The sequence below is a fragment of the Streptomyces xiaopingdaonensis genome, from assembly GCF_000262345.1.
GTDB classification, from domain to species: Bacteria; Actinomycetota; Actinomycetes; order Streptomycetales; family Streptomycetaceae; genus Streptomyces; species Streptomyces xiaopingdaonensis.
In genome coordinates this window covers 1-12,707 of record NZ_AJTQ01000130.1, presented here as the reverse complement: position 1 = coordinate 12,707, position 12,707 = coordinate 1, and the positions used below count along the sequence as shown (strand labels likewise).

Genomic DNA, 12,707 nt, shown 5'->3' with positions numbered 1-12,707 from the left:
CGCCACGAGCGGCTCGTCCGGGTCCTCGGCCCGCTCGACGGTGGCGACGTCCGCGCCCGGCGTGAGGACCGAGCCGCTCTCCGTCAGCAGCGTGGTCACCTGCCCCGCCTCGACGGCGCGCACCGCGCGCGGCCCGGCCTGCGTACGCACCCTCAACAGCGGCGCGCCGGCCTCGACCCGGTCGCCCTCCTCCGCGAAGACACCGGTGACCTGTCCGGCGAGCGGGCTCTGCAGGACGTAGCTGCCGCCGGCGTGGGTGAGCACCCCCGGCGACTCGACCTTGTTGGTGACGGTCCCGGTCACGCCCCACACCGCCGCGGCCGCCATCGCGACGAGCGTGACGGCGAGGACGAGGCGGCCCGGAGGACGCGCGAAGCGCACCGGCAGGTCCAGCTCCTCCGGCGACTGCAACCGGGAGAGCGCCTTCTGACGGAACTGCACTGACCTTCCTTCGGCTACTCGTTCGCGGGCGGCGTCCTGCCCGATCCCCGTACGGGACCGGGCGGTTGAGGCCACGACATGAACCCCGGAACGGGGGAGCTCCGGGGTTCATGAACGGTCCGGCAAGGGCGCGGAACCCCTCGTCAGACCGTCTGGCGCAGCGGGACGCAGGACGGCCCGAGGCGCCCTTCTCACTCGCCGTGGCGGATCACTGGCCGAGGCTGACACCCGTGACGTTGCCGACGGTGCCGGTGGCCTCACCGGCGAGGCCGGTGGCCGCGCCGACGGTCTCCAGCGAACCGACGGTGTTGGTCACGTCGTTGACGGCACCGCCGACAACACCGCCGACGGCACCGCCGAGGCCGCCGGACACGGCGTCCAGCTCGTTGTCGGAGATCTCACGGGTCTCGAGGTCGTTACGCATTCTGCGCACTGCCCTTCGCTTGGTGGAATCTGTGCAATCAGCGACCGCACCCGACAGGGTGCCGTCACACCGCATACGCAGGCCCGGAATGCGGGGCCGTTGACAAGGCGTCTGCGGTGGGCCAGATGAAAGCACGGGGGCGCAGGGGTCTGCCAGCCGCGTCGACGGCCCCCACCTGCGGTTTCTGAACACCCGATGCCCAGTCGGTGCACCCCGGGCACGCCTTTGGGACACCGTCTTCACGTCGTTGCGGAACGAATACACGTCCGCCACCGAATCGGGTCGCCGCGAAGGAACATAACGGCAGCAAAAACCGTCCGGTGAAGATGTCGGCGCCCCGCTGTGACGCATGCACGCACGCCTTGTGCAAGGGTGTCGAAGAAGTCCCTGTTCCCCGCGCTCCGGACCAAGGAGCAGAGCGCGACACAGCGGCCGAGCGAGCCGCCGCACCGGAGAGGCACACACACCGGGCGCACCGGCACACCATGAGCCTCGCACGCACCTCTCACCGCCAACTCTCCTCGCTGTACGGCATGCTGGTACTTTTTCGTCACAACGACACGCACATGCCGAGTCCCTGGAGGCCGAGTGACCACCCCACTTCCCGGCGGCGCCCCGGCAGACGCGCTCGCCTCCTCGCCGAGCGAGAAGAAGGCGGCAGCGAAGGCGATCGAGAAGCACATCCACCCGGACACGAAGACCGCCGGTGACTACGCCGACGAGAAGACCAACACCGCCGTCAAGGAGTTCGACGCCAGGGACGGCCACGGCTGGGCCACGTCGACCGCGCTGCGGAAGGCTCACAAGGAGTGGGGGAAGCAGGTCAAGTCACTGCTGCACAGGTTGGGTTCGGATCACACGTCGCTGATCGACACCGGCCTCATGTTCCAGCGCGCGGACGGCGGCGCCGCCGGCATGCTGCGCCCGCCCTCCGCCCTGGACGACTTCTGAACCGTGCACAACCGCACAGCACAGCACCGGGGGAAGCAGCATGCCGACGTACCACGAGATCATGTCCACGAAGCTCTCCACACTCACCACGGCAGCCCAGGCGTGGGAGGACATGGCGGACGAGTTCGAAGACCAGGAGACCGCCTACCGCCGCGACGTCCACGGGATCTCCCTGGGCCGCACGTGGTTCGGCCACAGTGCGGTGGCGGGCAACGAGCAATTCAACGGCACTCTCAAGCAGTTCAAGTACGCGCAGACGGAGGCCAAGGCGATCGCCGAACTGCTGAGGGAGGCCGCCTCGCAGTTCCACGACCTGCGCGAGGACCTCAAGGGCGTCAAAAAGGACGCCGAGAAGGACGACATGATCGTCTCCGCCCGCGGCGTAGTGACGTTCGACACCGAGTCGCTCTCCGAAGGCGGCAAGACGGCGCTCCACCACGACCCCAGCTACCAGGAGAGCGTCCGCGACAAGGAGCGCACCTGGCAGCGCCGCATAGACGCCGCGGTGAAGAAGGTGACCGACGCCGACCAGGGCGTCGAAACCGCCCTGGAACAGGCCTCCAGGAGCGACTCGCCGGCAGGCGGCTTCAACGGCAAGGCACAGGGCGACATCGAGAAGTACGAGGCGAAGAACACCGCGGAGATCGCCACGCGGATCAACAACGGCGAGGCCACCCCCGCGGACATCCGCGAGGCCCAGCGCGCCTTCCGCGACAACGCGGGCGACAAGGCGTTTAGCCAGACCCTTCTCAACTCCCTCGGCCCCGACGGCATGGTCAAGTTCACCAACAAGCTCAGCGACCTCTCCCACTCCGGCGACAAGGGCGACCGCAAGGACTACGCGGGTCTCCAGAAGAGCCTCGCCAACACTCTCGCCACCGCCACCAAGGACACCGACTCGGACTTCTACAAGAACTGGCGCAAGAAGATGCGCAAGGCCGGGACGGAGCAGTTCGACCTCGACGTCGTCTCGAAGGAAAGTACCGGGAGACCCGGCGATACCCAGCAGGCCCGTGGATACCAAAGCCTCGCCACCCTGATGAAGCAAGGCAGCGGCTACTCCGATGATTTCCTCCACGACATGGCCGACGACATCCGCAAGGCGGAGGACAAGAGCCAGGGCGGCGACCCCGACATCTGGGACCTGCACGGCAACTACAGCGGCAAGGACGACGGCTGGTTCGCCAACGACCCGCTCGACGGCGTACTGGAGGTCATGTCCAGAGACCCGAAGGCATCCGAGACGTACCTCGACCCGGGCGCCGACAGGTCGAACGACAACCTCGAGTACCTCATCAACGACCGGGACTGGAAGAACATCGACGAGACCACGTACAAGGGCGAGTTCCGCATGGACAAGCCCACACACGACGACGACGCCCGCAAGGGCTTCGGCCTCGCGCTGGAAGCGGGAGCGACGGGGAACGAACCAGGCTCCGGCAGCAACGAGTTCGGCCGCCACTCGGAGGCACAAGCGCGGATCATGCACGACGCGGTCAACACGCTGGACTACGGACAGCCGGAAGGCAAGCAGGGCGAGGACGACATCGGCAAGGCCGACGAGCGACTGGCCGAGGACGGCTACAAGTCCATGCGCGAGCCGCTCGCACGGGCACTCGCGGACTACTCCCCCGATACCTTCGACAGCCTGACGGGAGAGGGACGCGGAAAGCAGGACGGGAGCACGACACCCTATTTGAACGGAGAGAACTCCCAGACCCTGAACAGCAGAGAGAGTCTGGTGCGAATGATGCGTGGCGCCTCGGAGGACTCAACTGAGAATTTTGAGCTACTGAATCAAGCACAAAGAGGTTACGCATCGAGTGAGTACATGGGCACCGGAACGGAATCGTCCTTGGAGGCCGATAACAGAGGGAGAAAAGTAGGAGAGGTTTTCGGCGCTTTGAATGCCGTTGCGGCGGATGCGAATCTCGATGTGAGCGACAGCAAAATAGAGAAGGCTGAAGACACCAAGCTGTACGGATATCATGCAGGCGGCGGAGCTATCACAGGTATCCCGGTCGTAGGCGATACGGCACAGCGCATCGTCGATGCGTCACTGTCCGAGTGGCAGAAGTCCGTGATTGAGGAACAAGAAGCGATCGCGAAGGAGAGCTTGAGCTCGACGAATTCGGCAGCCGAGAGAGCCCTGCAGGACTATTTTGAAGCATGGGCAGACGAGCACGATGTCCCAAAAGACATGCGTGAGCATGCATCCGGCGAGGCAAAACAAAGTTACCATGTCGGGCGCAATAATGCCCTGGAAGCACTTCGCGGAGAAGGATGAGCAACGTGAAACCCTCATCGAGGAGGAAAGTTACCTATGCCTCAGGGGCTGCACTCCTGGGAATGATTCTCGTGGTTTCCGGCCTGCTCTACTCGTGGGAGTCCAACCTCTTGAGCCCGAAGGAGCACTGTCAGGGACTTTTCACTCGGGAGCAGACAGAATCGCTGTTCGACGGGCCCGGCCGAATCCGAACCGAACATGTCGACACCGCTGAGAACGGCCCCGAGTTTCTCTGCCGCGTCAGCCGGACCAGCAAGCTGCCGAACACCGAGAATACTGAAATAACTATCAAGAACAGGGCGATGGACGGCGATTTCCCGTTTCAGAGTGCCGTCTGGACCGAAGCTCCTATGGCGTCCTCCTTTTCAGGAGGAGGATTCGTCGGCGCTGTGTCCGGCAAACGTGGGTGGATTCTGCTCCCGGAGAGGTGTTGGGGCAAGGTCGGCCCGAGTGAGCGCCTAGGCCGAAAGCAGGTTCCGATCATCGAAGCCGACACGAAGGGAGGGAAGGCGAGTCCAACGGGGCTTAAGGACGCACTGGCAATCGCGGCGCGGCAGGTCACGGACGAGGCCGCGTGCTCCTCCTCCGAGGGTTCTCAGGTACCGGGGTCACTGCAGATCCCCCTGGACGAGCGCCCCTCGGCAACGGACGGCACCTGCGGGATACCCGATTTCAAACTACCGGTGAGCGCATACGAATCCAAGCAGATCCGTCCGAGAAGCGAAATAACGCTGCGAAACAAAACGCCCTACTGGTCCTGCGACGTCTTCTTCCATGTGGCAGGTGAGCAGCTTCGCCATGACGAGTCCTTTCTGAAGTTCTCAGTCACCGAAAACCCGTTGCTCGTTAAAGCCGTAAAATACACAGGCGAGAACAGGCGCAAACTTCCGGACGAAAAGGGAACTGACTTTTCGGAGGGCGTAGTTCTCCACTGCAAGAAACGCGACGTGTACTTCGCCACCCTCTGGCGTTCAGCCCTCAACGGGGCGCTCCTTCATGACGAGAACTGGTTCCCCGCACGGAGAACCTTCCTGCAGAGCTTCCTCGACGCCACAGCCACCACGTATGACTGTCCCCGGGTCTCGCTGCCGCCCGACAAGTGAATCGTCAGGGGCTGTGAACGACCACCGATTCTGTCGCCAGGCCCGTGTGGGCACGCGCTGGCTTCCGAAACGAGGGGCAGAGCCTGGGCGGTAGATGGCGCTATCACAGGTGAACTCGGTCCTCTTCGGGCCCGACAGGCTCTCGGACAGGACCACGGAGCACGAGGACCCTGCGGCTTCGCATGCGAAGTGGAGAGTGAAGAGGAGCCAGTGAGCATGAGGAAACGTCGCGTCGTTCTGGTGCTTGTGGGCAGCGTGGTCGTCCTCGCGTCGGTTTTCGCAGGGATCTTGGTGTGGGCGAACACGGACGCCTTCGGAAAGGAAGCGTCCTGCCGTGACGTACTCGATGCGGGCGAGGTCGACTCGGTCCTCTCCGGGCCAGGCAGGATCACGGACAACGCCCGGGAAAACACCGATCCTTACGGCTTCGCATGCGACGTGGAGCTCGCGCAGAAGATCGGCGGTGGACCACCCGCCGAACTGACCACAAAACTCACCCTGCGACCAGCCGACTACGCCCTCAGCTCCGTCGCTGTCTGGGACGGGCACGCCTCCTACTCCTACTTCACAGGCGAACGCGCAGGCGCGGTCTCTCACGAGCAAGGATGGCTCCTCCTCCCCCAAAAGTGCCACGCCGTCATCCCCGACAACGTCCGCGGCGACCCGCAGATCTACATACAGGTAGAGCTCGAAAACACACGCGCCGACAAAACCAACCTGGCAACCGTCCTCCTACGAACCGCCAACCACGTCACCAGCAAACTCGGCTGCGACGCCCCAGACCGCTGGCGCTCCTCCCCCATCGACCTCCGCGGCCCCACCACAACAAACACCCCGGACAACACCGCGCTGTGCGGCAACACCCTCACACCACCCGACGCCCTACCCAAAGGCCACCTCAAAACCCCCGAACAGGAACAACACACCGCACCCGGCACCACCACCGGCGCCTGCGAACTCACCTTCCCCGGCACCGGAGACCGCCGCCTAACCTTCACCTGGAGCACGCACCCCGCACTCACCCACGGAGCCTCGCTAGCAGGAGCCAATCGGAACCTCTCCAAGGCGACCGATCGGGTTCTCGTCCCCTGCGGCGACAAGAAGCTCTACGCCCACGTCCACTCCTCCTCCGAGTACGGAGCGGCACTCGAAGACGCCACGTCCATCAAAGGCGAAGGCACCGTGATGCGCGGCTGGCTGCGCTCCTACGTCAACGCGCTGTCCGCGGAGCACCGGTGCGCCTCGTCCGGGGGATAGGAGCGGGCGGCTCGCACTCGTAGCCGAGTGCCGTGTCCCCGCGGTGCGAGCACTTCTCCAACTCCTCCCGCGCCGAAAGGATTTGCCCTGGAGCCCACTCCACCTCCTACCGTCTCCACCATGGCTGACGCACCCGAGACCGACACGGTAGGCATCAGGGCCGTGGCGGAGCAGACGGGCCTGAGCATCGACACCCTGCGGTGGTACGAGCGCGAGGGCCTCCTCCCCCTGGTGGAGCGGGACGCGCGCGGGCGGCGCCGGTACCGGCCCGCGGCGGTCCGGTTCGTCCGTCTCGTGCAGGCGCTTCGGCGCACCGGCATGCCGGTGGACGACGTCCGGGCCTTCGTGCGGATGGGCCACGGGGTGGAGTGGCACGACAGGCGCACGGCGCTCCTGGAGGAGCACGCCGCGGCGATCGAGGCCCAAATAGCCCGGCTGCACGGGGATTTGACCGTGGTGCGGGAGAAGATCGCCCACCACCGCGACCTGTCGCGCAGGGGCCTCGACTGCGAGGACGAGATGGGCGCCCAGCGCACCCCGGCAGGGGACACCGCAGCGCCAAGGACCACGGAAGGCAGGACGGAACATGCGCAGAGTCAGCGGATGGGCGACCCACTCCCCCGGTGAGACCGTCGCCCGGTACGACTTCGAGCGGCGGGACCTGCGGAGGACGGACATAGCGGTCGACGTCCGCTACTGCGGCGTCTGCGCGTCGGACCTCACCGCCGTCCGCACGCGCGACCCGGCCTCCCCGCCGCTCGTGCCGGGGCACGAGATCGTCGGCACGGTGAGCGCGGTCGGCGAGGGCGTCTCCCGGTTCGCGGTCGGCGACGAGGTGGCGGTGGGCAACATCGCCGACTCCTGCCGCACCTGCCCTGCCTGCCGCGCAGGCCGGGAGAACTGGTGCCACGAAGGGGTGGTCCTCACCTACGGCGGCGTCGACCCGGTCGACGGTTCGCTCGGCCAGGGCGGTTTCTCCTCGGGGTACGTCGTCGATGAGCACTTCGCCTACCCGCTGCCCGCAGAACTCGATCCCGCGGGCACGGCCCCGCTGATGTGCGCGGGCATCACCACCTACGTACCGCTGCGGCGCTGGGGCGCGGCCCCGGGGCGGAAGGTCGGCATCGTCGGCATGGGCGGCCTCGGACACCTGGCGCTCCGCCTCGCCCACGCCATGGGCGCCGAGGTCGTGCAGTTCACGACCTCGCCCGGCAAGGCGGCCGAAGCCCGCCGCCTGGGCGCCGAGGAGGTGGTCCTCTCCCGGGACGAGCGGCAGATGGCTGCGCAGGTCGGCCGGTTCGACCTCGTCCTCGACACGGTCGGCGCACCGCACGCGCTGGAGCCCTACCTCCGCTCGCTGGCGGTCGACGGGACGCTCTGCCTCGTCGGCGTCCCGAGCGAGGACCTCCGCGTCCCGCCCCTCGAGCTGATCACCGGCGCCAAGACCCTCGCGGGCGCGGGCAGCGGCGGGACGGGCGAGACGCAGGAGATGCTCGACTTCTGCGCCGCACACGGCATCGCCGCCGAGACCGAGGTCCTGCCGTCCCACCAGGTGAACACCGCCCTGGACCGGCTGGAGCGCAACGACGTCCGCTACCGCTTCGTCCTCGACATGACCGCCTGAACGCGGGCGCACCGCAACGACGTCAGGCCCCGCCCCGCCGGTGACGGCAGTCCGCCGGTGACGGCAGGACGGAGCCCGGAGGCGCCGGCTCAGACGTTGAACCCGAGCGCCCTGAGCTGATCGCGGCCGTCGTCGGTGATCTTGTCGGGGCCCCACGGCGGCATCCAGACCCAGTTGATCCGGAACTCCTTGACGATGCCCTCGGTGGCGGCACGCGCCTGGTCCTCGATGACGTCGGTGAGCGGGCAGGCCGCCGAGGTGAGCGTCATGTCGATGGTGGCGACGTTGTCGTCGTCGATGTGGATGCCGTAGACCAGGCCGAGGTTGACGACGTCGATGCCGAGCTCGGGGTCGACGACGTCCATCATGGCCTCGCGGACCTCGTCCTCGCTCGCTGGCTTGGTGGTGGTCTCGGTCATGCCGGGTGTCCTTCTCTCGGGTCCGGTTGCGTTGCGTCCGGGGCTGCTGCGCCCGACGGTGCGGTGTCCGCGGTCACTCGGCCGGCTCCGTGCCCAGCGCCTGCGCCGTCGCGTCCTTCCACGCCATCCAGCTCAGCAAGGCGCACTTGACGCGCGCCGGGTACTTCGAGACGCCGGCGAACGCCACCGCGTCCTCCAGCACGTCCTCCATCGCGTCGTCGGGTTCGAGTTGGCCCTTGGACTGCATCAGTTCGAGGAAGGTCTCCTGGATCTGCTGCGCGTCCGCCAGCTCCTTACCGACGAGGAGGTCGTTGAGGACCGAGGCGCTCGCCTGGCTGATCGAGCACCCCTGCCCCTCGTACGAGACGTCGGCGACCGTGCCGCCCTCGTACCTCACCCGCAGAGTGATCTCGTCACCGCAGGTCGGGTTGACATGATGCACCTCCGCGTCCCCTTCGCGGAGGCCGCGGCCGTGCGGGTTCTTGTAGTGGTCCAGGATGACTTCCTGGTACATCGAGTCGAGCTTCACGAGTCCGTCCCAGCGCCGCCTAGCCGAAGAAATTCCGTACGTGCACCAGCCCGTCGGCGAGGGCATCGACCTCCGCCGGCGTGGAGTACAGATAGAACGACGCACGCGTGGTCGCAGGAATTCCGTAGCGCAGGCAGACCGGCCGGGCGCAGTGGTGACCGACGCGGACGGCGATGCCCTGCTCGTCGAGGACCTGCCCGACGTCGTGCGGGTGGATGTCACCGAGCGTGAACGAGATGGTGGCGCCGCGCTCCTCGGCCGTGGTGGGGCCGATGATCCGCAGCTCGGGGATCTCCTTCAGGCGCGCCACCGCGTACTCGGTGAGCGCGTGCTCGTGCTCCTGGACGCGGTCCATCCCGATCGAGGAGAGGTAGTCAACGGCCGCGCCGAGGCCGACCGCCTCCGCGATCGGGGGCGTGCCCGCCTCGAACTTGTGCGGCGCCGGGGCGTACGTCGACGAGTGCATGGTGACCGTCTCGATCATCTCGCCGCCGCCGAGGAACGGCGGCAGATCGTCGAGGAGTTCCTGCCTGCCCCACAGGACGCCGATGCCGGTGGGGCCGCACATCTTGTGCCCCGTGAAGGCGACGAAGTCGGCCTGGAGCGCCTGGACGTCGAGCGGCATGTGCGGTGCCGCCTGGGAGGCGTCGACCACCACGAGGGCGCCGACCTCCTGGGCACGCCGCACGATCGCCTCGATCGGGTTGAACGTGCCCATGATGTTCGAGACGAGCGTGAAGGAGACCACCTTGGTGCGCTCGGTGATCACCTCTTCGACGGCGGAGAGGTCGAGGCGGCCGTCGTCCGTGAGCCCGAACCACTTCAGCTCGGCACCCGTGCGCTGGGCGAGCAGCTGCCACGGGACGATGTTGGAGTGGTGCTCCATCTCCGTGATGACGATCTCGGTGCCGGCCTCCACCCGGTAGGGCTCGTCGGCCCAACCGAGCATGTTCGCCACGAGGTTGAGCGACTCGGAGGCGTTCTTCGTGAAGACCACCTCGTCCCTGCACGGCGCGTTGACGAACGCGGCGACCTTGTCCCTGGCGCCCTCGTACAGCGCCGTGGCCTCCTCGGCGAGCACGTGCACACCGCGGTGGACGTTGGCGTTGTGCCGCTCGTAGTACTCGTGCAGCGCGTCGAGGACCTGGCGCGGCTTCTGCGAGGTCGCCGCGTTGTCCAGGTAGACGAGGCCGTCGCCGTCGTGGACCGTGCGGCCCAGGATGGGGAAGTCCTTACGGATCGCCTCGGTGTCGAGGAGACCGGGGATCTGTGTCACGCGACTGCGCCTCCCTTCGTCGCGCGGTGCGACCGCGCCGCGGTGAGCGGACCGCGCCGGCCCGCCGATGAGCCCCTCATGCGGCCGCGCCGCCCTTCACGTACTGCTCGTACCCCTCTTCCTCCAGCTTGTCGGCGAGCTCGGCGCCGCCGGACTCGGCGATGCGGCCCTTCGCGAAGACGTGGACGAAGTCGGGCTTGATGTAGCGGAGGATGCGCGTGTAGTGGGTGATCAGCAGGGTGCCGACGTCGCCGCCCTCGCGGACGCGGTTGACGCCCTCGGAGACGACCCGGAGCGCGTCGACGTCGAGGCCCGAGTCGGTCTCGTCGAGGATGGCGATCTGCGGCTTCAGCAGCTCCAGCTGGAGGATCTCGTGGCGCTTCTTCTCGCCGCCGGAGAAGCCCTCGTTCACCGAACGCTCGGCGAAGGCCGGGTCGATGGAGAGCCGCTCCATGGCCTCCTTGACCTCCTTCACCCAGGTACGGAGCTTCGGGGCCTCGCCGCGGATGGCCGTCGCCGAGGTGCGCAGGAAGTTGGAGACGGAGACGCCCGGCACCTCGACCGGGTACTGCATCGCGAGGAAGACGCCGGCGCGGGCGCGCTCGTCGACGGTCATCTCCAGCACGTCCTCCCCGTCGAGGGTGACGCTGCCGCCGGTGACGGTGTACTTCGGGTGGCCGGCGAGGGAGTAGGCGAGCGTCGACTTGCCGGAGCCGTTCGGCCCCATGATCGCGTGCGTCTCGCCCTGCCTCACGGTCAGGTCGACGCCGCGGAGGATCTCCTCCGGGCCACTCTCGGCCTCCACGGAGACGTGCAGGTCGTTGATCTCAAGCGTTGCCATGGGGTTTCAGGACTCCTGGGTGACGGAGACGAGCACAGCCGCTTCGGGGCCGTCTCCTTCGATCTTTACGGGGTATACGGGTACAGGGCGGGAAGCGGGCGGTCCGGACGGCTTGCCGGTGCGCAGGTCGAACCGGGAGCCGTGGAGCCAGCATTCGATCTGGCAGTCCTCGACCTCGCCCTCGGAGAGCGAGACGTTGGCGTGCGTGCAGATGTCGTTGACGGCGAAGACCTGGCCCTCGGTGCGCACCACCGAGACCGGCACACCGGAGACCTCCACCCGCTGCGGGATGTCCTCCTCCAGCTCGCCGAGGGCTGCGACGCGCACGAACTCGCTCATGCGACGGATTCCAGCTCTTCGTCGATCTTCGCGATGAGCCGCTCCTCGAGGTCGGGGAGGCCGATCTGCTGGACGAGTTCGGCGAAGAACCCGCGGACCACCAGGCGCCGGGCCTCGACCTGCGGGATGCCGCGAGCCATGAGGTAGAAGAGCTGCTCGTCGTCGAAGCGGCCGGTCGCCGAAGCGTGCCCGGCGCCAACGATCTCGCCCGTCTCGATCTCCAGGTTCGGGACCGAGTCGACCCGGGCGCCGTCGGTGAGGACGAGGTTCCGGTTGAGCTCGTACGTGTCGGTGCCGGTGGCCTCCGCGCGGATCAGCACGTCCCCGATCCAGACCGCGTGCGCCTCTTCGCCCTGGAGCGCGCCCTTGTAGACCACGTTGCTGCGGCAGTTGGGCTGGTTGTGGTCGACGAGAAGCCGGTGCTCCTGGTGCTGGGCGTTGTCGGTGAAGTAGAGCCCGTAGAACTCCGCCTCGCCGCCCGGGCCCGCGTACGTGACGCGGGGGTTGAGCCGCACGACGTCGCCGCCGAAGGTGACGACCACCGACTTGAAGGTGGCGTCGCGGCCGACGACCGCGTTGTGCTGCGAGGTGTGCACCGCGGTGTCGTCCCAGTCCTGGACGGAGACGAAGGTGACCTTCGCGCCGTCCCCGACGAGGAAGTCCACGTTGGCGGCGCGGACCGCGTCCCCGGCGTGGTCGATGACGACGACCACCTCGGCGAACTCGCCGATGTCGAAGACGGTGTGGCCGTAGGTGACGCCGCCCTCGCCGTGGAGGTTGATCCGCACCGGCTCGCCGAGCACGGCCTCCTTCGGCACGGTGACGACGGTCGCGTTCTCGAAGGCGGAGTACGCCTGCGCCGAGATCCGGTCGACCGGCTTGCCCGCACGGCCGACGCGCGAGTCCTCCCGCGGGACCGACTCGACCGTGACGCCCTCGGGCGCCTCGATCTCGCTCTTTATCGTCCCGGTGGGCTCGGCCGAGCCGTCGTGCAGTCCCTTGAGCCGCTCCAGCGGCGTGAACCGCCACTCCTCCTCGCGGCCGTGCGGAACGGGGAACTCCGCCACGTCGAACGAGGGGGGTGCGCTCATCCTGGTGGCGGTGGTGGACTCAGCTGCCACCGCGATCGATCCGGTGGTGTTGGAACCGACCGGAATACTCTGAGCCTCAGCCATGGCTGTCGTCTTGCTCTCTCTCTGCCTGGGTGGTCGCCCGC

At 67.4% G+C, this 12,707-nt stretch carries 14 protein-coding genes; 6 read left to right on the top strand and 8 right to left on the bottom strand.

Going from position 1 to position 12,707, the window contains the following annotated elements; translation table 11 throughout:
• A partial coding sequence (locus UWG_RS0110560) for a DUF2118 domain-containing protein (protein WP_016907176.1) occupies window positions 1-441 on the bottom strand: 441 nt, incomplete at its 3' end.
• A gap of 208 nt (window positions 442-649) precedes the next feature.
• A complete protein-coding gene (locus UWG_RS0110555) occupies window positions 650-865 on the bottom strand; it encodes a hypothetical protein (protein WP_016907175.1) in 216 nt (71 codons plus the stop codon).
• Between the two features lie 588 nt (window positions 866-1,453).
• On the opposite strand from UWG_RS0110555, the gene UWG_RS0110550 reads away from it, so the two are divergent.
• The 6 genes from UWG_RS0110550 (at window position 1,454) to UWG_RS0110520 (ending at window position 8,087) form a co-directional block, all read left to right on the top strand.
• Window positions 1,454-1,816 carry a hypothetical protein gene (locus tag UWG_RS0110550; protein WP_016907174.1) on the top strand — a complete coding sequence of 121 codons (363 nt, stop codon included), beginning with the start codon at window positions 1,454-1,456 and terminating at the stop codon, window positions 1,814-1,816.
• Window positions 1,817-1,877: 61 nt separating this feature from the next.
• The gene (locus UWG_RS0110545; RefSeq protein ID WP_050988546.1) at window positions 1,878-4,103 is read left to right on the top strand and encodes a hypothetical protein; all 2,226 of its coding nucleotides are present in this window, start codon (window positions 1,878-1,880) and stop codon (window positions 4,101-4,103) included.
• Entirely contained in the window at window positions 4,100-5,206 is a 1,107-nt protein-coding gene (locus UWG_RS0110540) for a hypothetical protein (RefSeq protein WP_157838547.1), read from the top strand. Before UWG_RS0110545 ends, UWG_RS0110540 begins: the two co-directional genes overlap by 4 nt.
• A gap of 216 nt (window positions 5,207-5,422) precedes the next feature.
• Window positions 5,423-6,463 carry a hypothetical protein gene (locus UWG_RS0110530; RefSeq protein WP_078495634.1) on the top strand — a complete coding sequence of 347 codons (1,041 nt, stop codon included), beginning with the start codon at window positions 5,423-5,425 and terminating at the stop codon, window positions 6,461-6,463.
• Between the two features lie 120 nt (window positions 6,464-6,583).
• The gene (locus UWG_RS0110525; protein ID WP_016907169.1) at window positions 6,584-7,090 is read left to right on the top strand and encodes a MerR family transcriptional regulator; all 507 of its coding nucleotides are present in this window, start codon (window positions 6,584-6,586) and stop codon (window positions 7,088-7,090) included.
• Window positions 7,050-8,087: an NAD(P)-dependent alcohol dehydrogenase gene (locus UWG_RS0110520; RefSeq protein ID WP_016907168.1), complete on the top strand. Its 1,038-nt coding sequence runs from the start codon at window positions 7,050-7,052 to the stop codon at window positions 8,085-8,087. Before UWG_RS0110525 ends, UWG_RS0110520 begins: the two co-directional genes overlap by 41 nt.
• 89 nt (window positions 8,088-8,176) lie before the next feature.
• Here UWG_RS0110520 and UWG_RS0110515 read toward each other — a convergent pair whose 3' ends face one another.
• The 6 genes from UWG_RS0110515 to sufD all read right to left on the bottom strand — a co-directional run bounded on the left by UWG_RS0110515 (window position 8,177) and on the right by sufD (window position 12,666).
• A complete protein-coding gene (locus UWG_RS0110515; protein WP_016907167.1) occupies window positions 8,177-8,506 on the bottom strand; it encodes a metal-sulfur cluster assembly factor in 330 nt (109 codons plus the stop codon).
• Between the two features lie 73 nt (window positions 8,507-8,579).
• Window positions 8,580-9,035: a Fe-S cluster assembly sulfur transfer protein SufU gene (sufU, locus tag UWG_RS0110510; protein ID WP_016907166.1), complete on the bottom strand. Its 456-nt coding sequence runs from the start codon at window positions 9,033-9,035 to the stop codon at window positions 8,580-8,582.
• Window positions 9,036-9,054: 19 nt separating this feature from the next.
• A complete protein-coding gene (locus UWG_RS0110505) occupies window positions 9,055-10,311 on the bottom strand; it encodes a cysteine desulfurase (protein WP_016907165.1) in 1,257 nt (418 codons plus the stop codon).
• A 76-nt stretch (window positions 10,312-10,387) separates the two neighbouring features.
• Complete coding sequence (gene sufC / locus UWG_RS0110500; RefSeq protein ID WP_016907164.1) at window positions 10,388-11,152, bottom strand: Fe-S cluster assembly ATPase SufC; 765 nt, start codon at window positions 11,150-11,152, stop codon at window positions 10,388-10,390.
• Window positions 11,153-11,158: 6 nt separating this feature from the next.
• Window positions 11,159-11,491, bottom strand: a complete 333-nt coding sequence (locus UWG_RS0110495) for a non-heme iron oxygenase ferredoxin subunit (RefSeq protein WP_016907163.1) — start codon at window positions 11,489-11,491, stop codon at window positions 11,159-11,161.
• The gene (gene sufD, locus UWG_RS0110490) at window positions 11,488-12,666 is read right to left on the bottom strand and encodes a Fe-S cluster assembly protein SufD (RefSeq protein ID WP_029391346.1); all 1,179 of its coding nucleotides are present in this window, start codon (window positions 12,664-12,666) and stop codon (window positions 11,488-11,490) included. Before sufD ends, UWG_RS0110495 begins: the two co-directional genes overlap by 4 nt.
• Window positions 12,667-12,707 lie beyond the last annotated feature (41 nt).